We start from the raw sequence: 20,773 nt of genomic DNA on the forward strand, positions 1-20,773 counted from the left end.
TGATCTATTGACCGCGTGAACTGATCATGCAGCTCCCGGCCGCGGGAGGCTGGTGCGCTGTCGCCTGCCCTGCCTCCAACGCCCGCCGAGGAACCTCCCCATGAGCGCACGCTCCCGCCTCTCCGGCAGACCGGCCACCCTGCTCGCCGCCCTGGCGGCGGTGCTGGTGGCCGCTGCCGCCGTGGCCGCCGCCACTTCCGCGGCGCCCGTCGCGGACCGCTCGGTGGTCGGCAGCTGGTCCACCGTGGCCGCCCTCGCCTGGTGCGCGGCCGTCGCGGTGGCACTGACCCAGCATCGGCGGGCCAGGCAGCTGGCGGCCGAACTGGCCACCAGTCGGACCAAGGGCGAGGCCGCGCTGGCCGCCGTCCTGCGCGCCGAGTCCGCCACCGCCGGCGCGGTGGCCGAGTCCCAGGCCTCCCGGGCCCGGGCCAACGCCGCCCACACCGACGCCGAGGCGGCCCGGGTGGAGATGTTCGCCGCCCGCGCGGAAGCCGTCGAGGCCCGTGCCGAGGCCGCCGCGGCCCGGGCCGCGGCCAACGACGAACGCGAGGAAATCGCCCGGCTGGCCAAGGAGACGATCCCCGAGGTGGTCCGCCGGCTGCGAGCCGGCGCTTCGGTGGAGACCGTGCTGGTCGAGCACCGGCAGACCGCGCACGAGGAACTGCTGGGGCTGCTCGCCCGCGAGATCGCACACGGCGAGCGCCAGCGCGCGGCCGCCCTCGCGGTCTGCGCCACGGCAGCCGGCCGGGTCCAGGCGCTGGCCACCAGCATGCACGCCGAGCTGCGCCAGATGCAGCACCAGCACGGCGAGGAGGTGCTCGGCGACCTGCTCCGGCTCGACCACAGCACCGCCCAGGCGGGCAGGATGGCCGACAGCATCGCCGTGCTCACCGGCGCCCGTAGTGGCCGCCGGTGGGCCAGGCCGATCCCGGTGGAGAGCGTGCTGCGTGGCGCGCTCGGCCGGATCAGCGCCTACCAGCGGGTCCGGCTGCACTCGGCGAGCACCGCAGCGGTGGCGGGCTACGCGGCCGAGGGCGTGATGCATGTGCTGGCCGAACTCATGGACAACGCCGCCAACTTCTCCGCACCACCGGCCGAGGTGCACATCTACGTCGAGGAGTTGCACGCCGGGTTGGCGATCACTGTGGAGGACGGCGGGCTCGGGCTCTCCGAGGTCTGGCTGCGCCGCGCCGAACAGGCCGTCTCCGGCGAGCCGCTGGACCTCACCACCCTCTCGGCCGGAACCCGGCTCGGCTTCGCGGTGGTCGGCGCGCTGGCCCGCAAGCACGGTCTGGCGATCTCCTTCCGGCCCTCCTCGCGCGGCGGCACGGGCGTGGTGGTGCTGGTGCCCGAGCAACTGATCACGCACCTGGAGCCGGTGACGGCCGATGTGCTGTCCGGCTCGGCGGGAATGGCAGGCACGGTGGGCACAGCGAGCACGGTGGGCACAGCGAGCACGGCGGGCACTGTGGGTACGGCGGGCACGGTGGCTGCCATCGCGTCGGCAGCCGCGCCCGCGGCGGTCGCAACTCCCGATACCGGTACCGACGCCGCCCACGCGAGCACCGCTAGCGGGGCCGAAGTCGAAGCCGCGACCGAAGCCGACAGCGGCCTGCCCAAGCGTCGTCGCGGCCAGACCCTGGCGGCGGCCACAGGCGCGCCGGCTGCGCCGGCCGCCTCGCGGACCCGCCCGTCGGGGAGCGCCGCCCGGTTCGGCGCCTTCCGGCAGGCCGTCCGGGGGTCGCAGCCCACCGCTTCCGCTCCCGCTCCGGCTGCTCCCGCTCCCGCTCCCGCCCCGGCCGTTGCCGTTGCCCCTGCTGCTCCCCACCCCGCTCCGACCGCCGACTTCCCGAAGGACAACGCCTGATGAGCAGCACCACCGACCGCGATCTCGACTGGCTGTTGGAGAACCTGCTGGCCGACACGCCCGACTCCCGACACGCCCTGGTGCTCTCGGCGGACGGACTGAAGCTCTGCCACAGCGCGGGACTGAGCGAGGACCAGGCCGACCAGCTGGCGGCCATCGCCTCCGGTATCCAGAGCCTCGCGCACGGCGCCTCGATCGAGTTCGGCGACGGCAGCGGCGGAGTGAGGCAGTCGATGACCGAGTTCCACGGCGGGATCCTGTGCATCGTCGAGGCGGGCCAGGGCGCGCACCTGGCGGTGGTGACCGACGAGAGTGCCGATGTCGGGCTGGTCGGTCACAAGATGCACGGTCTGGTCGAGCAGATCGGCGACTTCCTCAGCGCGCCGCCGCGGGAGAACGACACCGCCGAGGACGCGTGACCCGGGCAGGCCGGCCGGGGCCGGAGGACGGTCCGGACCGCTTGTACACGGTGACTCGGGGGCGCAGTCGGGCCAGTACCGACGCCTTCGACGTGGTGACGCTGATCGTCACGGAGCGCCCGCCGGTCCCCGGCATGCAGTCCGAGCACGCGCGGATCCTGCGGCTGTGCGAGCAGCCGACCGCGGTGGTGGAGGTGGCGGCAGAGCTGCGGTTGCCGATCAGCGTGGTCAAGATCCTGCTCGGCGACCTGCTGGAGGCCGGCCAGATCACCGCGCGCCATCCGCGCTTCGTCCCCCGGGCCCAGCTGCCCGACCTCGACACGTTGAAGCAGGTGCTGCATGGACTCCAACGGCTCTGACACCGCGGTGACCCCGCGTCAGCCGCTGCGCAGTACGGCCGCCAACGCGTGGAAGATCGTGGTGGTCGGCGGTTTCGGCGTGGGCAAGACCACGCTGGTCGGATCGGTGAGCGAGATCCGGCCACTCAACACCGAAGAGGTGCTGACCCAGGCCGGGGTCGGGATCGACGACCCGTCGGCGGTCCGGGGGAAGCGCTCCACCACGGTGGCCTTCGACTTCGGGCGGATCACCCTGTCCGCCGAGAGTGTGCTCTACCTCTTCGGGGCGCCCGGGCAGGAGCGGTTCTGGTTCCTCTGGGACCGGCTGTTCAGCGGGGCACTCGGCGCGGTCGTCCTGGTGGACCCGCGCCGACTGGCGGACTCCTGGTACGCGATCGACCGGCTTGAGCACCACGGGATGCCGTTCGTGGTGGCCCGCAACAACTTCGAGCCGCCCGCACACACGTTGGACCAGGTGCGCGAGGCACTCGACCTGGCGCCCGAGGTGCCACTGGTGGACTGCGATGCGCGCGACCGGGAGTCCAGCAAGCAGGTGCTGATCGAGCTGGTACGCCATCTGACCACGCTGGCCGAAGCCGGCTCTGCCGACGCTGATTTGGAGATGTCCTCATGACCGAGCCGGCGACCACCCCGCCTCCCGGCTGCCCCGCGCACCGCGCGGCGGCGCCGCTGTACGGGCCGCGGTTCCAGACCGATCCCGGGCAGGTCTACCGCGAGCTGCGGACCGCGCACGGCCCGGTGGCACCGGTCGAACTGTTCGGAGGCGTCCCCGCCTGGCTGGTGATCGGCTACCGCGAGCTGCAGTTGGTGACCAGTCAGCCGAAGCTGTTCGGGCGAGACTCCAGCCGCTGGAACGCCTGGCCGACCATCCCCGAGGACTGGCCGCTCAAGCCGATGATGGCCCCGGTGCCGTCGATCCTCTACACCGAGGGCTCCGAGCACCAGCGGCGCTCGGCCGCGATCACCGATGCGCTGAGCGCCGTCGACCCGTACGAGCTGAAGACCTACTGCGAGCGGATCGCCGACCGGCTGATCGACGAGTTCGCCGGTCGCGGCGAGGCGGACCTGGTCGCCGAGTACGCGCACCGGCTCCCGCTGCTGGTGCTCTGCTGGATGCTCGGGCTGGACCCGGCGCAGGTCCCGGTGCTGATCCAGGGCCTGCTCGACATGCTGGACGGTGGGGCGAACGCGCAGCAGGGGGCGCAGCAACTGCTGGCCGTGATGCTGGAGCTGGTCGAGGCCAAGCGGGCCCAGACCGGCGCCGACATCACCTCCCGGCTGCTGGTCCACCCCGCCGGGCTGAGCGACGACGAGGTGGTGCGCGACCTACGGGTGCTGCTGATCGCCGGTCACCAGCCAACGGCCTACTGGATCGCCAACGCGCTGCGGCTGATGCTCACCGACAACCGGTTCGCGGCCTCGCTCTCCGGCGGGCGGCGCAGTGTCGGGCAGGCGCTCACCGAGGCGCTCTGGGAGGACACCCCCACGCAGAACTTCGCCGGGCGGTGGGCGACGCGCGACACCCAGTTGGGCGGGCAGAAGATCGCGGCCGGCGACCTGGTGCTGCTGGGCTTCGCCGGGGCCAACGCGGACCCGGCCGTGCGGCAGGCGAACGGCGAGGCGGCCGAGGGAAACCACGCGCACCTGAGCTTCTCGCACGGTGAACACCGCTGCCCGTTCCCGGCGCAGGAGGCGGCCGAGGTGATCGCCGCGACGGCCATCGAGGTGCTGCTGGACCGGCTGCCCGACCTGCGACTCGCGGTGGCCGAGCACGCGCTGGTCTGGCGGCCCTCGGCCTGGGTCCGGGCACTGGTGGCCCTGCCGGTCGGGTTCACCCCGGCGACTGTGACGACAGGAGGAGCCTTCGGATGAGTGATCCGACCGTGAGTGATTCGGCCGGTGTTCAGGCCGCGAGTGGTTCGGCCGGTGTTCCGTCCATGAGTGTCCCGGCGAGTGTTCCGGCCGTGAGCGACTCGGCCGTGGGTGTCTCACCCATGACTGTGCCGCCAATCGCCCTTGACCCGCTCGCTCGGGACAGTGCGGGGGAGGGCGCACTGCTGCGAGCCGCCGGGCCGGTGGTCCGGGTCGAGCTGCCCGGTGGCGTGTCGGCCTGGGCGGTCACCGAGCATGCGGCTGCTCGGGCGCTGCTCACTGATCAGCGCCTGGTCAAGGACGCCGCGCACTGGGCCGCCTACCAGCGCGGCGAGGTGCCGAAGAGCTGGCCGTTGATCGGTCTCGCGGTACCCGGGCCGAGCATGGTCACCACCGACGGCGAGCAGCACCGGCGGCTGCGGGCACTGGTCTCGCAGGCCTTCACGCCGCGTCGGGTGGAGCTGATGCGTCCTCAGGTCGAGCAGATCACGGCCGAGCTGCTGGACGGGCTGGCGGCCGGTAGCCGTGAGGTTGACCTGAAGAGCGCCTTCGCCTTCCCGCTGCCGATGACGGTGATCGGCTCGCTGCTCGGTGTGGACCCGGCCGACCACGAGTACCTGCGGGACCTGTACGAGCGGTTCTTCAGCAGCGTTCCGGACCCGGCCGGTATCCAGGCGACCATCGCCGCGCTGAACGCCTTCGTCAACGACCTGGTGAAGCAGCGCCGGGCCGACCCGGGCGACGACCTGACCAGCGCACTGCTTGCCGCGGACGTCGACAGCAGCGACGGCAGTGCGGGCAGCGAAGGCAGTGACGCTGGCGGTGGCGGTGGCGGTGGCGGGGGCAGCGAGAGCAGTGACGGCGGCACGGGAAGCGGGCGCGGCGGGCTGTCGGACGCCGAGGCTGCTGCCACCATTCGGGTGATCATCGCCGCCGGGCACGAGACCACGGTCAACCTGATCAGCAACGCGGTGCGGGCCCTGCTGGGCCACCCGGACCAGTTGGCGCTGGTCCGTTCGGGTGAGGTTGGCTGGGCGGCGGTGGTCGAGGAGTCGCTCCGCTGGACGCCCCCGACCAGCAACTTCCTGTTCCGGTTCGCCAGCGAGGACATCGCGGTCGAGGGTGTTGTGGTTCCCGCCGGGGACCCGGTGCTGATCTCCTACAACGCGATCGGGCGGGATCCGCTGCAGCACGGAGTAACGGCCGAGCTGTTCGACATCACCCGCGACCCGATCCGGCACCTCTCCTTCGGGCACGGCCCGCACGTCTGCCCGGGCTCGCCGCTGGCCCGACTGGAGGCTCAGATCGCGTTGCCGGCGCTGTTCGAGCGGTTCCCCGAGCTGGAGTTGGCGGTACCGGACGAGCAACTGCGGCCGACGGCCTCGGTGGTGGTGAACAGTCTGCGGGAGCTGCCGGTCCGGCTCTGGTAAGTGGCGGCGTGCGGCATGCGGCATGTGTGCCATGTGCGGTCTCTGTGGCATGTGCGGTGTCTGCGGCGTGGGAAGTCGGCTTGGGCGACTTCCCACGCCGCTGGCGTGTTCAGGCTCGGTCGGGGTAGATATCCGCGGACACTCGCACCACAACCAGGTCACGACTGGAACACCGGGCGATGAAACATGAACGCGTCCCTTGGCGCCGGATGACCGTTGCGTTAACGTCTTCAAGCCCAGTCACCGATGACTCGGCCGCGGCCGGTCCTGCCGCGGCTTTTTTGGATCTCAGGTTCAGCGCGCGCCCACACGTTCGTTCCCGCCGTTCGTTCAGCCCAGGCCGCAGGAGAACGTTTTGAACATCAGAATGAGTGCCCGGCTTCGGAATCGACTGCTGGTGGTCCCGGCGGTGCTGGGCCTTGCCCTCACCGGTGCCTGCTCCAACAGCTCGGGGAAGGGCGGCAACGCCGCCAGCGGGGCGCCGACCCTGTCAGCCGAGTGTGCCAAGTACCAGCCCTACGCCGGGCATGCCGGGACCAAGGTGACCATGTTCGCCTCGATCCTGAGCCCCGAGTCGGATTCCCTGGAGAGGTCCTGGGCTGAGTTCAGTTCTTGTACCGGGATCAAGATTTCCTACGAGGGTTCGAACGACTTCGAGTCTCAGCTCCCGGTCCGGGTCAGCGGCGGCAACGTGCCCGACTTCGCGATCATTCCGCAGCCCGGCCTGCTCGCCCAGATGGTCAAGACCGGCAAGGTGGCCAAGCCACCGGCCCAGACGGTCTCCAACGAGAACCAGTGGAACCCGGTCTGGAAGACCTACGGCTCGGTCAACGGGACCTTCTACGCGGCTCCGATGAGCGCCAACATGAAGTCGCTTGTCTGGTACTCGCCGAAGGCGTTCAAGCAGGCCGGCTACGAGGTGCCGAAGACCTGGGCCGACCTGATGGCGCTCAGCGACAAGATCGCCAAGGCGGGCGCCAACGGCAGCAAGCCCTGGTGCGGCGGCATCGGCTCCGGGACGGCCACCGGTTGGCCGGCCACCGACTGGCTGGAGGAGGTCGTTCTCGGCAGTCAGGGCGGCGACGTCTATGACCAGTGGGTCAGCCACAAGGTGAAGTTCAGCGACCCGCAGATCACCCAGGCCATGCAGACGGTGGCCGGCTGGATGCAGAACCCCGCCTGGGTCAACGGCGGTATCGGCGACGTGAAGTCGATCGCCACCACCACCTTCCAGGACGCCGGTGCGCCGATCCTCACCGGCAAGTGCTGGATGCTGCAGCAGGCTTCGTTCTACGAGGCGCAGTGGCCCAAGGGCACCAAGATCGCATCGGACGGGGACATCTTCGCCTTCCCGCTGCCGGCCGTGAGCCCGTCGGTGGCCAACCCGGTGGAGGGCGGTGGCGAGTTCCTCGCCGCGTTCTCCGACCGGCCCGAAGTCCAGGCGGTGCAGAACTACCTCTCCACGTCGGACTGGGCCAGCAGCCGGGTGAAGGTCGCCACCGGTTGGGTCTCGGCCAACCAGGGCGTGGACAAGAGCCTTTACACCGATCCGATCGACCAGCTCTCGGCGAACGCGCTGACCAACCCGGCCGCCACCTTCCGCTTCGACGGCTCCGACCTGATGCCGGCCGCTGTCGGCGCCGGTCAGGAATGGAAGTCGCTCACCGCCTGGTTCGCGGAGGGCAAGTCGATCCAGCAGGTTGCCTCCGACATCGACGGCGCCTGGCCGCAGTAGCGGTTCCTGGCACCTGTCGGTCTTTCAGCCGTCAGCCTCTCGACCACCGGACCATCGATCACCAGTCCCTGGATCACCAGTCTCTGGATCACCGGTCCCTGCTCCGCCTCAGGCCACTGGAAGGACGCCACATGCCGTTCACCGGCGCCCAGCTTGCCGGCTCCGCACTCGCTGACTCCTCGTGGAACGATGCGGTGATCAAGCTGGGCAACAGTTTCGGTGCGATCGCCGGGTTCCTGGGCATCCTGCTGGTGATCTTCTTCGTGGCCGGTCGGGCGACCGGGCGGCTGGGCCGACCGCTGGCGATCGCGGTCTTCCTGGGGCCGGCGGTGCTGCTGCTCCTCGTAGGACTGGTGGCACCGCTGGTTCGGACGATCTACCTGAGCTTCTTCAGTGACGACAGCAGCCGCTTCCTCGGCGGTAAGAACTACGGCTGGGCGCTCACCAACGACTCCATTCACCAGGTGCTGCTCAATACCCTCCTCTGGCTGGTGGTCGCTCCGCTGGCGGCCACCGGTCTCGGTCTGACACTGGCGCTGTTGGTGGACCGGATGAAGGGTCAGGCGGTCTACAAGTCGCTGATCTTCATGCCGATGGCGATCTCCCTGGTCGGGGCCAGCATCATCTGGAAGTTCGTCTATGACTCGCGGGAGTCCTCCCAGTCCCAGATCGGCCTGCTCAGCCAGACGGCGATCTGGTTGGGCTGGAAGCATCCGCCGAACTGGATCCTCTCCCACCCGCTGAACAACTTCCTGCTCATGGCGGTGATGGTCTGGGTGCAGACCGGATTCGCCATGGTGGTCCTGTCAGCCGCGATCAAGGCGATCCCGGATGAGGTCACCGAGGCGGCCCGGTTGGACGGCGCCCGCGGTCTGCGGCTCTTCTGGTACGTCACAGTGCCGATGATCCGCACCACCCTGGTGGTCGTACTGACCACGGTAATGATCGTCACCCTGAAGGCCTTCGACATCGTCCGCACCATGACCGGGGGCAACTTCGGCACCCAGGTCCTGGCGAACGAGATGTACTCGCAGTCCTTCGTCCAGTTCAACGTCGGCCGGGGAAGCGCCCTCGCGGTGATCCTCTTCCTCGCGGTGCTCCCGCTGGTCGGCTACAACATCGTCCAGCTGCGCAAGGAGCGGGCCACCCGATGAGCAGCCAGACCTCTGATCAGACGGCGGACCGGCCCCTGGGCGGGGACTCCCGACCGCTGCCCGCCGTCAAGGCCGTGCGGAAGTCCTTCAGTAGCCCGCTCGGCTCTCTCTTCGTCATCGTCATCACGGTGCTGTGGACCATCCCCACACTGGGCCTGTTGGCCACCTCACTACGCCCCAAGAAGGACGTGGCCGCCAACGGTTGGTGGAACGTCTTCGCTCACCCCGACGTAGGCCTCTCCAACTACCACACGGTGCTCTTCGAGGGCGGTTTCGGTGTCAGCGGCGGGCTGATGCCCTATCTCGTCAACTCACTGGCCATCAGCATCCCGGCCACGATCTTTCCCCTGGTCCTGGCCGCGATGGCCGCCTATGCGTTGGCCTGGGTGCGGTTCCGAGGGAGCGACACGCTTTTCTTCCTGATCTTCGCGCTGCAGGTGGTGCCCCTGCAGATGGCCCTCATCCCGCTGCTTCAACTCTTCTCGGGTGGCGCCCATTTGGGCAGCGTGACCGTCATCCCGGCCTTCGACCTGAGCGGCACGTATGCTCCGGTCTGGCTGGCGCACACCATGTTCGCTCTGCCGCTGGCCACCTTCCTGTTGCACAACTTCATCTCTCAACTGCCCCGGGACCTGATGGAGGCTGCGGTGGTGGACGGAGCCTCGCACTTCAAGATCTTCCGGTCCATCGTGCTCCCGCTCTGCGCGCCGGCGCTGGCCTCCTTTGCGATCTTCCAGTTCCTCTGGGTCTGGAACGACCTGCTCGTCGCGCTGACCTTTGCCGGCGGGACCCCCGAGGTGGCGCCGATGACAGTCCGGCTGGCCCAGCTCTCGGGCTCCTTCGGCGGCCGATGGGAGCTGCTGACCGCCGGGGCGTTCCTGTCGATCATCGTGCCGCTGCTGGTCTTCTTCGGGCTCCAGCGGTACTTCGTGCGCGGGCTACTGGCGGGGTCGGTCAAGGGCTGAGCTGTCTGCCGCCTTGGCCCGGGCTTTGCCGGCGCGGGGACCTGCACCGGCAAAGCCTCCTGGCGCATGGTCAGAGCGCCACGCCTGCTGCTTCGGTGGGAAGATCACCCGGCTTCGCCTTGATGACCACGATGGATATCAGCAGGGCCACGCCCGCCAGCACCGCACCGATCACGAAGGCGTGCGAGATGCCGTAAGCCAGGACCTCGTTGGCCCAGCTGGTACCGACGGGGAACTGTTTCGTCTTGCCGAACTCGGCGAGCTGATCGGGAGTGGCATGTGCCTTGAAGTCAGGGAAGAGCGCGGTTCCCTTGCTGGTGGCGGCCCGAGCGAAGACCGTGGTGAGAATCGACAGGCCGAGTGAACCGCCGATCTGCTGCATCGAGTTGAGCAGGCCGGAGGCGGCGCCGGTCTCGCGCAGAGCCACACCCGCGACTGCGAGCAGCATGACCGGCACGAAGATCAGACCCATCCCGAAGCCGAACATCACCGTCGGACCGAGTACTCCGGTGAGGTAGGAGCTGTCCGCACTGGTCTGTGTGAGCCAGATCAGCCCACCGGTCACCAGCACCGAACCGCCGACCATGAAGGGTTTCGCACCGAGCCGGGCCTGGAAGATCGAGGCCAACTGGGCGGCGACGATGATCGCCACACTGATCGGCAGGAACGCCACGCCAGCTTTCAACGGACTGTAGCCGAGTACACGTTGGGCGAAGATCGTGATGTAGAAGAAGATCCCGAACATCGCCGCGGCCAGGCAGAGCATCATCACCAGGCCGCCGGTGCGGTTGCGGTTGGCGAGCAGGTGCAGCGGGGTGATCGGCTGCGAGGTCCGCCGCTCGATCAACAGGAAGGCGAGGAGCAGGATCGCCCCGATGACGAACGAGACCAGCGTGCCCGTGTCGCCCCAGCCCTTCGAGGCCGCCCGGATGAACCCGTACACCAGCCCGATCAGGCCGAGGGTCGAGGTGAAGGCGCCGGGCAGGTCGAACCGGCCGGTCTGTCGATCGGACTCGTTGATGTAGAGCGGTGCCGCGAGCGCGATGGCGATCGCAATGGGCACGTTGACGAACAGCACCCAGCGCCAGTTCAGGTACTCGGTGAGCAGGCCGCCGGCCAGCAGGCCGATGGCGGCGCCGGACCCGGCCACTGCCGAGAAGACGCCGAAGGCCCGGTTGCGCTCCGGCCCTTCCTCGAAGTTCGTGGCGATGAGGGCGAATGCCGTGGGTGAGCAGATCGCACCCCCGATGCCCTGCAGCGCACGCGCGGCCAGCAGCATGGTGCCGTTCTGTGCGAAGCCACCGAGCAGTGAGGCGAAGCCGAAGAGCAGCACGCCCGCGATGAAGACCCTGCGGCGGCCGAGGATGTCGCCCGCGCGACCGCCGAGGAGCAGCAGGCCGCCGAAGGTCAGGGTGTAGGCGTTGATGACCCAGGACAGGTTGGTGGTGGAGAACTTCAGCGCGTCCTGGATGTGCGGAAGGGCGATGTTCACGATCGTGGCGTCGAGCACGACCATGAGCTGGGTTGCCGCGATGACCGTCAGGGCCAGGCCCTTGTACTGGCCGCGGCTGGCCCTGGGAGGTGAGACCTTACTGAGCGTGTCGGAGACAGCCATGTACTTCCCCCTGCTGGCTATTGTGTCGCTGACGTGCTGGTTGGTCGGGCTGAACGGCCGGTCAAGCCGTCCAAGCGGATACCTTCATAAGGAACGTAGTCGTTCACTATGACGGAACCATAGCGCCCCTAGTATTGTGAACGCAAGCGTTCCTTGCGCGAATTTTTTCTCAGGGCGAGTGGTGATGGTGAGTGACGATGAAGCAGACATCGGCTCGGTCGGAGGCGGCTGAACCGGGGCCGGCCGCCGCAGGCGCGGCCCGTCGCCGCGGCAAGGCCCTGGAGCAGGCGATCTTCGAGGCCGCGCTGGAGCAGCTGACCTCCGGTGGCTTCGCGCGGATGACGATGGAGGGTGTGGCCGGCGCGGCGCAGACCGGGAAGGCAGCGCTGTACCGGCGTTGGCCGTCCAAGCTGGAGCTTGCCCTCGACGCGCTGGCATCCACTCTGCCAGCCCGCACCGACGTCCCCGATCTCGGGTCGGTCCGTAGCGAGTTGATGCAGCTCATGGGCACCTACCAGGCTGCGCTGGACTCCCCGGGCGGCGCCGCGATGCGGGCTCTGATGGCCGAGCTGGACCACGATCGCAGCGCGCTGGTCAAGGACTTCGTGATGGGCCAGGTCATGGAGCCGGCCCGGCGGGCCACGCTGGCGGTGCTGCGGCGCGGTGAGCAGCGGGGCGATGTCCGGCCCGGTGCGGCGACCGAGTTGGTCGCCGATGTCGGGCTGGCGCTGCTGCTGTACCGGAACAAGTTCAGCGATGCTCCGGTGACGGCCGAGTTCTGCGCCCAGCTGGTCGACGAGGTCATGCTGCCGCTGGTCCGGCCGGCGGGCTGAGCGGACCGTCGGCCGCCGTAGGGTGGGAGCGTGAGCGTGTGCCGCCTGCGAGCGGGCGCCGTTCTGCCCTGGCCGCCTCAGCCGAAACGGATCCGCTGTCATGCCGTACCAGCCGCCGACCCACAGTGTGGAGCGGTCCCTGCGCCGAGCCGGTGCGACGGTCGTCGTGGGACTGGACGAGGTGGGTCGCGGTGCCTGGGCCGGTCCGGTGACGGTTGGCGCCGCCGTGACGGGACTGCGACGCCCGCCGGAGGGACTGACCGACTCCAAGCTGCTCACTCCGCGCCGCCGGGAGCAGCTCGCCCCGATCCTGGCCAGCTGGGTCACCGCCTACGCACTCGGTGAGGCCTCCGCCCTCGAATGCGACGAGCTCGGCATGACCGCCGCCCTCCGGCTCGCCGCGATCCGCGCTCTGGAGGCACTCCCGGTCATTCCCGATGCGGTCATCCTGGACGGCAAGCACAACTACCTCGGCGGGCCGTGGCGGGTCCGTACGGTGATCAAGGGTGACCAGACTTGTGTCTGCGTCTCCGCGGCCTCGGTTCTCGCCAAGGTCCATCGGGACGGCCAGATGGCCGAGCTGGCACCGCAGTTCCCGGCTTTCGGGTTCGAGGACAATGCGGGCTACCCCTCGCCGGTGCACCGCGCGGCGCTGGAGGAGTTCGGGCCGACCGAGCACCATCGGCTCTCCTGGTCCTATCTGGACGCGTTGCCGCAGTGGAGCCACCTCAAGCGCTCCCGCGAGGCGGTCGGCGCAGCGGACGGCGACGAACAGCTCACGCTCGGCTTCTGAAGGATCATCAGGAACGTTCGACGGGAGCACGTTCCGCTGACCGGGTCGATGCCGTAGTGACCAACAGGTGGGGCGCCCGTGCGCATTCGACCGGCATTTGATAGATATCCGGGTATGCCTGTCTTCCCCGAGGAGCCGGAGATTCACGAGAGTATCCCGGGCCCCGGCGTTCCCTTCCCCCGCGAGTCGGACGCACACGCCCCCAGCACCCCTGCCGCCGGCAACGCGGCCCCTGCCAGTACCGCGGTCCAGGTGTCCGGCGCTGCCGGCGGGACGCCTGGCGCGACCGGCTCGGTCCGAGCCGCTGCGGCGGCCGTTCCGGTGCCCGGCCCCCGCCCCGGTCCGCCGCGCCCGACCGCGCCGCGTCCTGGTCCGCCCCGGCCCGGAGCGCGGCCCGGGCAGATCCCCAAGCCCGGACCGCGGCCGGCTCCGGCCGGCCCGGCCGTCCAACTGGTCCCGGCCCAGCCGGGGAACGCGTTGGAGCGGGCCGACGAAGCGGTGGACCTGCTGTTGGAGGCGGGCCGCAATCCCGGCGACATCCTGGTGCTGACCGCTGACCAGCCGCACCCCTGGCAGCAGCACGAGCTGTCCTTCGGCGAGGAGCGCTACTGGGCGCAGCTCGCCGAGGGCGCCGACGTGTTCTACGCCGACCTGGCCCTGACCCGTCCGGCCCGCCGCGACGTGGTGGTCCTGGTGGTGGACGCGGCCGACGCGGGCAGTGCCGTGCTGGCGGCCGAGAAGGCTCGGACCCATGCGGTCTCGCTGCTCGTGGTGTGTGGCGCCACGGGCGGACTGACCGGTGTGCCGACGCTCGAAGGGCAGCCGGTTCCGGCTTGAACGGCAGCCGCTGAACCGGTTGGTGTGTGTCGTCGGCCGGGCCGGCCGAGCGCCTGAATGGGCGCGCCTGCCGGCCCGGCCGGCTGCTGACATGCCGTCATGCCTCGTAGCGTCCGCCTGGCGACGCGGGCGGCTGCCGGGTCAGCGCGCTGCCTGGCGGATCGGCTCAGGACTTGCCGCGGCAGCGGTCCACCCGCGGCTCGGGAGGGCCAAGTCCGGCACCGAGCGGACACTTGGCGTCGGCCGGGTCGGGAGCTCGGAGACGGTGCGCACTGGACGCTCGGACCAGGATCCCGCGTGCGGGGTACGGCCGGACCGCTCCTCGCCGAACACCCGCCAGCCGGCGGCTGTCAGCGCGATGAAGGCGCCGCAGCGCAGGCCGTGCAGTGAGGCCGCGTCGTGGAGCGCCCACATCCAGGCACCGTCCTGCTCCGTCCAGCCGGAGCTGCCGTCACGGCAGTGCAGCAGCACGGCGGTTCTCCGAGGAGTGGCGAGTCGCAAGTCGTGTGCGGTCACCCGGCGCAACTGGGTGAGAAGCGAGTTTCGATGCTGCCAGCCGTCGGTGACATGCGGTCGGGAGCTGACGGACGCCGAGGCGACCACCCGATGCTCGGTGTCGAGCACGGCGATCACGCCGGTGCCAGGCTGCGGCAGATGGCGCTGGTGCAGCTCGGTGACCAGCTCGCGCGGGTCGCGCAGCAGGGGCACCCCCGCGCTCGACCAGCTCTCCAGGTCGATGGACCGGCCCATGGCGGAGGCAAGCTGACCGCGGTCGATGCCGTGGAGCATGGTCCTCCTTCCCCTGCCCGCACAACGTACGGGCACATGCGTACGCCGAAGTCAGGTCCTGAGGACCGGCGTCTGGGTACGCTGCAATTCTCACGTCAGAAGGCTCGAGCGGCAACGATGAAATGACGAATGGCGCCCGAAAACCGTTGATCTGCCGGAATTATTCCCCAGATGGCGCAGACTTGGCCGGGTGTGTTGCACCCGGGTGGGTCACGCCCGGCGTCACACCGGCTCATGCCTGTACCGCCAGGACCAGGGGCAACACTGCTTCGGCGCCTGCCCTGCGGAGCAGCCGTGCGGCGACCGTGACAGTCCAGCCGCTGTCGACCAGATCGTCCACCAGGAGAACCGGTCCCGGGGCGGTGGCCAGCGAGTGCGTCAGATCGGCCGGGAGAACCAGCGCTCCGGCGAGCGATCTCAGCCGTTGAGCGCTGTTGCTCCGCGCACCGTAGGGCGGCTGGCCGTCCATGTACTCGATCCGGCCGAGCAAGGGCAGCCGACCGATCTCCGCGATCCGGGCACCGAGCGTGCCGACGAGCTGCGGGCGCGAAGCCGAGGCCATGGTGACCACACCGACCGGGCGGCTGGTCTCCGGCGTCACCCCTGCCCACCCGCCGGGACCGCGGGCCCAGTCGGCCAGCACTGTCACCAGCGCGTCCAGCACGTCCTGCGGGACCGGCTGGTCCGGCGCGCCCTCGGCGAGCATGGTCCGAAGCCGGCCACCCCAGCCGATGTCCGAGAGTCGCCCCAGCGCGCGGCCGGTCTGGGCCTGCTCGTCGGCCGGGATCTTGCCCTTCAGCGGGACTCCCAGTGCCTCCATGCCGGTCGGCCAGAGCCGCCGCGGTTCGAACGTCACCCCGGGGCGGCCGAGCGCCGCGCGGGCGGCGTCGAGCGTGCTTGCGGAGACCGCCTCGCCGTGTCGGGCGCCGGCGCAGACATCGCAGCGCCCGCACGGCGCCGCCTGCTCGTCGTCCAGCTGCCGACGGAGGAACTCCATTCGGCAGCCACTGCCGGAGGCGTATTCGCGCATGGCCTGCTGCTCGTCCGAGCGGGCCCGGGCAACCTTGGCGTAGCGCTCGCCGTCATAGGCCCAGGGCTCGCCGGTGGCCAGCCAACCACCGCGTACCCGGCGAACGGCGCCGTCCACGTCGAGGACCTTGAGCATCGTCTCCAACCGGGCTCGACGCAGGTCCACCCGGGTCTCCAGCGCGGCCGTGGAGAGCGGCCGACCCGCCTCGGCCAGCGCGTCGATCGTTCGGCGCACCTGCTCCTCCGGCGGGAAGCCGAGGGAGGCGAAGTAGCGCCAGATCGCTTCGTCCTCCCGGCCGGGGAGCAACAACACCTCGGCCCGGTCCACGCCACGGCCGGCTCGGCCGACTTGCTGGTAGTAGGCGATCGGTGAGCCCGGCGAGCCGAGGTGCACGACGAAGCCCAGATCGGGCTTGTCGAATCCCATGCCCAGAGCTGAGGTGGCCACCAGGGCCTTGACCCGGTTGGCGAGCAGGTCGGCCTCGGCGGTGCGACGCTCGGCATCCTCGGTCCGCCCCGAGTACGAGGCGACGGCGAAGCCCTGGCTGCGCAGGAAGTCGGTGACCTCCTCGGCGGCGGCCACCGTCAGCGTGTAGACGATGCCGGAGCCGGGCAGCTCGTTCAGATGGTCGGCGAGCCAGGCCAGGCGGTGGGCCGGGTCCGGCAGCGAGAGGACGGCCAGGCTCAGACTCTCCCGGTCGAGTGCGCCCCGCAGCACCAGCGCGCGACCATCGGCGCCAGTGGTGCCCAACTGCTCGGCGACATCCTCGGTGACTCGCGCGTTGGCGGTCGCGGTGGTGGCCAGCACCGGGACGCCGGGGGAGAGGTCCGCGAGCATGGTGCGCAGGCGACGGTAGTCCGGCCGGAAGTCGTGGCCCCAGTCGGAGATGCAGTGCGCCTCGTCGACCACGAGCAGACCGGTCGAGGCCGCAAGCTTGGGCAGCACTTGATCACGGAAGTCGGGATTGTTCAGCCGTTCGGGGCTGACCAGCAGGATGTCCACCTTCCCGACCGCGATCTCGGCCTGGATCTCGTCCCATTCCTGCGGGTTGGCCGAGTTGATCGTGCGGGCGTGGATTCCGGCCCGGGCAGCGGAGTCCACCTGATTGCGCATCAGGGCCAGGAGCGGGGAGACGATCACCGTCGGGCCCGCACCCGCCGACCTCAGCAGTGAGGTGGCGATGAAGTAGACGGCCGACTTGCCCCAGCCGGTGCGTTGGACGACGAGTGCCCGGCGACGGTCGACCACCAGGGCTTCGACGGCCACCCACTGGTCCTCACGCAGCTGGGCGGTCGCTCCCGCGAGCTCCCGCAGGACGGCTTCGGCGCGCTCGCGGACGGCCGCGCGGTCGACGGTAGTGGTGCCGAAGGCAGCGGTGGGATACGGGCCGGGGGTGGTGATCGGCTGGTCCATGGCCTCTATGTAACCCTGCTCGACCGACAGCGGGCGAACGAGCGTCGCAGGCTGTGGACAACTCGGCTACCGCGAGAACGTGTTGTCCACAGGTGCGGGGTTATCCACAGCCTGAACGGAATTTCGCCGTGCTGATGGCGATCGATCCCATGCTTCCCCCATGACTCGCAACGACCCCACCCCCATCGGCCGCCCCTCCGAGTACCAGCTCCTGCGGATGCGCGGCCCGGCGGACATGGCCGCCATGCTCCCCTACCTGCTGGGGTTCTACCCGGACGACAGCATCGTCGCCGTCGGTCTGCACGGCCCGATGCTCCAGCAGGGCGGCGCGATCCGGCTCGACATTCCCGACGACCCGCAGCACTGGCCACTCGTCGCTGCCGAGATCGCCCAAACGCTGGTCGAGCTCTCCGAACAGCGTGTCGGGCGTCCGGAGGCGGTGCTGCTCTACCTCTGCCGCGATCCGGAACCGGACGGCCCGCCGATCGTGTCGGCCCTGCGCCCGCTGGCCGACCGCCTGCTGCAGGCATTCCGCGAGGCCGATGTGCCGGTGAAGGAGTCGCTCTGCGTCTCCGCCGGCCGATGGTGGTCGTTCCTCTGCTCCGACCCGGCCTGCTGCACCCCGGAGGGGGTCCCGGTCTACACCGGGCGGGACACACGTGCCGTGGTGGCTGCCGCCACCTTCGCGGGGCTCGCTCCGCGCGGCAGCCGAAAGGCTATCGCCGCCGCTCTCACCCCGGTCGGCCCGCCGCGCAGCGATGCGCAGCGCCAGGCTCTGGAACGCCAGATGACCGGGCTGGTCAAGGAGCTCGCCGAGCCGGACGGCCCGCTGCGGGTGCTGGAGGCCACGACCGCCCTGATCGAGCAGGCGATGGTCGACTTCCGCTCCGGGGCGCCGCAGCTCGACGACGAGCGGGCAGCCCGGCTGATCATCGGCCTGCAGGACAGGGTCGGTCGCGACCGAGGCGCCGAGTACGCCGAGGCGGACGAGCTGGCCGGCGCCCAGCGGCTGTGGCGGTTCCTGATCCGGCGGTGCGTCGCCCCGTACGAGGAGTACGCGAAGGCCCCGCTGACGCTGCTGGCGTGGACGGCCTGGCTGGCAGGGGACATCGCTACCAGCCGGGTGGCGCTCGGCAAAGCACTCTCCCTGGACCCCGACTACACGCTTGCCGAGCTGCTGTACCTCTCCTTGAACGGTGGCATGGCGCCGGACGGACTACTCGAGATCATCCGGACCGAGCGTGCCCGACGCGCAGCCGCGGAGGCCGAGTGCGGCGCAGGTCAGCCCGATGATGACGGGGGCAAGTCCTCGGCCAGCCTGCCTGACGACCCGCCATCGGCCGAACCCTTCACGGTCGAACCGCCGAAGCCGCCGGCTGCCCGCTCCAGAACCGCCTCGCCCGGCAACGGGTCGCGCACTCGAGGGGCGCGCGGGCGGCGTGCGCCGCAGGCTCCCGAGAGCGCTGCTCGGCCGGCGCCCGGCGCTCATGACAGCGCCGATCCGCCGCCCGCCCCGACGTGGCCGAACTCCGCTGCGAACAGGAACCTGATTCCGCCTCAGCGCCGTGGCGGCGGTTCGCAGCCGCCGCAGTCGCCGGTTGCTCGGGCCCCGCAGCCCGACGCAGGTACACCGACACCGCCGGACGGACGCACCGCGCCACCGAGCACGACCCCGGTCCCCGGCCGCTTCGCCCGGCTCACCCGCCGAGCCAATCGCCGGACTCCTCGGAACACCCACGACTCCACGATCGGAAGCTGACATGGAAATCCGTGCCCAACGTCTCCGGGTCGCGAATGCTCTGTGGCTGGCCCGGGCGCTGCGAATCGCGCCCGGCCCGGCCCGGGCACCGCGAACTGCGCTCAACCCGGCCTCGCCCGCGCCGAGCCAGGGCGAGGTGCCTAGCGGGGCCGGGGTGTCGAGTGCGCATGGTGAGGTGCCGAGCGTGCCGCATCCCAGGCTGCGCGCCGGTGCTCGCCACAAGCCGCAGAAGCCGCCCGGCGGACGCCAGGCGAGCCCCGCTTCCCGGCCCCGGCCGGCGCAGCGCGCCTGCACCGACAGCGAGCGACCGCGCCGGCTGACGCCGGCTCCGGCGTTGCCCCGCATGCGCTGCCAGGCCTGGCAGCGCCGCCCGGCGCACGCGTCGCGGGGCTCGCGCGCCCTGCGCCGAGGTCGTCCGGTTCGGTACCGCGCCAACTCGCGGTGGTACCGCCGCCGGCCGCTACAGCTCGCCGCGAACCATGCGGATCAGCCGGTCCAGGACCTGGCCCCCACTGACCCGCAAACCGTCGTGCTCCCACTCGTTGGTCACCCAGGTGCGCAGGCCCCGCACCGCGTCCGCGGTCGCCAGCGAGTCGGCGGTGTCGACGTACATGTCGTCGTGGTAGACGGCCGCGGCCACCGGTACCTGGTTCGCCGCGAGTACCTGCGGCGCGTACAGATCGGGCCACTGCGTGCGGCTGGCCAACAGCTCCGCCGTCTCACGCAGCGGCCGCAGCGCGGGGTCGGTCTCGAACATCCACGGGTAGATCATCTCGCCGGTGAAACGCACCGGGCCGTCCCCCTTCAGCGCCAGCGCGGCGTCGAACTCAGGGAACTCGCTGCGGACCTGCTCCGCGGCCCAACCGGTCGGCCCGGCGTCCACCGACCGCTGGCCGTAGATGGACTCGTGCAGCACGGCGTAGAGCGGTCCGTCGGCGAAGGAGAGCTTCGCCTGGGCACCCGCGAGGAAGGTGTCGGAGAGCTCGAGCCCGGCACCGCCACGGACCCAGGCATCCTCCAGCAGGTAGTGCAGGGTGTCCGAGCCGCTCCCGGACCCGAGCAGCAGCCCGAGCGCCTGGAACGCCTCGACCGTCAGCAGCCCACCGCCCGGCAGCTGGGCGGGCCTCGCGGCCAAGTGCTCCACGACCTGCCGCACCGCCGCGACATCCTGCGGGTAACGGGTGTAGTGCGCCGCGTTCTTGCGGGCCACCCGCGGGTACGCGGCCCGGTACACATCGGCCGCGCTGCTGCGCAGGCCGGCCAGTCCGCCCGTCACGAGTGCCTCGCGCAGCCCCTCGGGCGCCAGCGACAGGTAGGTGAGGGTGCAGAAGCCGCCGAAGCTCTGCCCGAGCAGGCTCCACTGCCCCTGCTCCCCGAGCAGCTGACGCCGGATCAGCTCAGCGTCGCGGACGATCGAGTCGGCCCGGAAGTGCGAGAGGTACTCGGCCTGCTCGGCCGCGCCGCCGCGCAGTGGAAGGGTCTGACGGGTCGCCGGAGTCGACCGCCCGGTGCCGCGCTGGTCGAGCAGGAGCACCCGGTAGTCGTCCAGCGCACGGTCCAGCCAGCTGTCCCGGCCCAACGGCCGTGCCGCACGTCCGCCCGGACCGCCCTGCAGGAAGAGCAGCCACGGCAGATCCGCCCGCTCCTTGCCGACCGCGACCACCTCACGGGCGTAGACCTCGATCTGCTCACCCTGCGGAGCCGCGTGGTCGAGGGGCACCTGGAAGTGGCGATCGGTCAGGACGACGCCGGGCTGTCGGATCACGACGGACATGGGACTCCTTGGTCTGTGCTCGGCGCGGCGGGTGCCCGCGCTGTTCCAGCTGCGCCGAAGCCGGGCGAGTCGCCCGCGCTGGTCGCGGATCTCCGCCGGCGCCGACCTGGGCACTTCCCGGTGCGGGCG

Annotated in this window: 17 protein-coding genes; 13 read left to right on the top strand and 4 right to left on the bottom strand. The window is 70.6% G+C overall.

Going from position 1 to position 20,773, the window contains the following annotated elements:
* Positions 1 to 100 precede the first annotated feature (100 nt).
* From BR98_RS18625 to BR98_RS18665, 9 genes are all read left to right on the top strand, one after another.
* Complete coding sequence (locus tag BR98_RS18625; RefSeq protein ID WP_051969910.1) at positions 101 to 1,867, top strand: sensor histidine kinase; 1,767 nt, start codon at positions 101 to 103, stop codon at positions 1,865 to 1,867.
* Positions 1,867 to 2,286 (top strand): roadblock/LC7 domain-containing protein, encoded by a 420-nt coding sequence (locus BR98_RS18630; RefSeq protein WP_035846139.1) that lies wholly within the window; start codon positions 1,867 to 1,869, stop codon positions 2,284 to 2,286. Before BR98_RS18625 ends, BR98_RS18630 begins: the two co-directional genes overlap by 1 nt.
* Positions 2,283 to 2,645 carry a DUF742 domain-containing protein gene (locus BR98_RS18635; protein WP_035846141.1) on the top strand — a complete coding sequence of 121 codons (363 nt, stop codon included), beginning with the start codon at positions 2,283 to 2,285 and terminating at the stop codon, positions 2,643 to 2,645. Before BR98_RS18630 ends, BR98_RS18635 begins: the two co-directional genes overlap by 4 nt.
* Positions 2,626 to 3,258, top strand: coding sequence for a GTP-binding protein (locus BR98_RS18640; protein WP_035846143.1), 633 nt, complete (start codon positions 2,626 to 2,628; stop codon positions 3,256 to 3,258). The genes BR98_RS18635 and BR98_RS18640 overlap by 20 nt, the downstream gene beginning before the upstream one ends.
* On the top strand, positions 3,255 to 4,517 hold the full coding sequence (locus BR98_RS18645; RefSeq protein ID WP_035846145.1) for a cytochrome P450: 1,263 nt from the start codon (positions 3,255 to 3,257) through the stop codon (positions 4,515 to 4,517). The genes BR98_RS18640 and BR98_RS18645 overlap by 4 nt, the downstream gene beginning before the upstream one ends.
* 122 nt (positions 4,518 to 4,639) lie before the next feature.
* Positions 4,640 to 5,947: a cytochrome P450 family protein gene (locus BR98_RS18650; protein WP_035852934.1), complete on the top strand. Its 1,308-nt coding sequence runs from the start codon at positions 4,640 to 4,642 to the stop codon at positions 5,945 to 5,947.
* 355 nt (positions 5,948 to 6,302) lie between these two features.
* Positions 6,303 to 7,682, top strand: a complete 1,380-nt coding sequence (locus tag BR98_RS18655) for an ABC transporter substrate-binding protein (protein ID WP_157537836.1) — start codon at positions 6,303 to 6,305, stop codon at positions 7,680 to 7,682.
* Between the two features lie 131 nt (positions 7,683 to 7,813).
* Entirely contained in the window at positions 7,814 to 8,836 is a 1,023-nt protein-coding gene (locus tag BR98_RS18660; protein WP_051969911.1) for a carbohydrate ABC transporter permease, read from the top strand.
* Positions 8,833 to 9,801, top strand: coding sequence for a carbohydrate ABC transporter permease (locus BR98_RS18665; RefSeq protein ID WP_051969912.1), 969 nt, complete (start codon positions 8,833 to 8,835; stop codon positions 9,799 to 9,801). Before BR98_RS18660 ends, BR98_RS18665 begins: the two co-directional genes overlap by 4 nt.
* 70 nt (positions 9,802 to 9,871) lie before the next feature.
* Here the strand turns inward: BR98_RS18665 and BR98_RS18670 are convergent, their stop codons facing one another.
* A complete protein-coding gene (locus tag BR98_RS18670) occupies positions 9,872 to 11,416 on the bottom strand; it encodes an MFS transporter (RefSeq protein ID WP_035846149.1) in 1,545 nt (514 codons plus the stop codon).
* Positions 11,417 to 11,613: 197 nt separating this feature from the next.
* On the opposite strand from BR98_RS18670, the gene BR98_RS18675 reads away from it, so the two are divergent.
* From BR98_RS18675 to BR98_RS36425, 3 genes are all read left to right on the top strand, one after another.
* Complete coding sequence (locus tag BR98_RS18675; RefSeq protein ID WP_035846151.1) at positions 11,614 to 12,249, top strand: TetR/AcrR family transcriptional regulator; 636 nt, start codon at positions 11,614 to 11,616, stop codon at positions 12,247 to 12,249.
* 100 nt (positions 12,250 to 12,349) lie between these two features.
* Positions 12,350 to 13,042: a ribonuclease HII gene (locus BR98_RS18680; RefSeq protein ID WP_035846153.1), complete on the top strand. Its 693-nt coding sequence runs from the start codon at positions 12,350 to 12,352 to the stop codon at positions 13,040 to 13,042.
* A gap of 252 nt (positions 13,043 to 13,294) precedes the next feature.
* Entirely contained in the window at positions 13,295 to 13,879 is a 585-nt protein-coding gene (locus tag BR98_RS36425) for a hypothetical protein (protein WP_051971116.1), read from the top strand.
* Positions 13,880 to 14,020: 141 nt separating this feature from the next.
* Here the strand turns inward: BR98_RS36425 and BR98_RS18690 are convergent, their stop codons facing one another.
* Positions 14,021 to 14,668 (bottom strand): hypothetical protein, encoded by a 648-nt coding sequence (locus BR98_RS18690; RefSeq protein ID WP_051969913.1) that lies wholly within the window; start codon positions 14,666 to 14,668, stop codon positions 14,021 to 14,023.
* Positions 14,669 to 14,900: 232 nt separating this feature from the next.
* A complete protein-coding gene (locus BR98_RS18695; protein WP_083976720.1) occupies positions 14,901 to 17,111 on the bottom strand; it encodes a RecQ family ATP-dependent DNA helicase in 2,211 nt (736 codons plus the stop codon).
* A gap of 160 nt (positions 17,112 to 17,271) precedes the next feature.
* On the opposite strand from BR98_RS18695, the gene BR98_RS18700 reads away from it, so the two are divergent.
* Positions 17,272 to 18,870, top strand: coding sequence for a DUF4192 domain-containing protein (locus BR98_RS18700; protein ID WP_051969914.1), 1,599 nt, complete (start codon positions 17,272 to 17,274; stop codon positions 18,868 to 18,870).
* Positions 18,871 to 19,330: 460 nt separating this feature from the next.
* On the opposite strand, the gene BR98_RS18705 is transcribed toward BR98_RS18700, so the two are convergent.
* Positions 19,331 to 20,644, bottom strand: coding sequence for an alpha/beta fold hydrolase (locus BR98_RS18705; RefSeq protein ID WP_035846155.1), 1,314 nt, complete (start codon positions 20,642 to 20,644; stop codon positions 19,331 to 19,333).
* Positions 20,645 to 20,773: the final 129 nt, after the last annotated feature.

Source organism: Kitasatospora azatica KCTC 9699, from assembly GCF_000744785.1.
Classification (GTDB): domain Bacteria; phylum Actinomycetota; class Actinomycetes; order Streptomycetales; family Streptomycetaceae; genus Kitasatospora; species Kitasatospora azatica.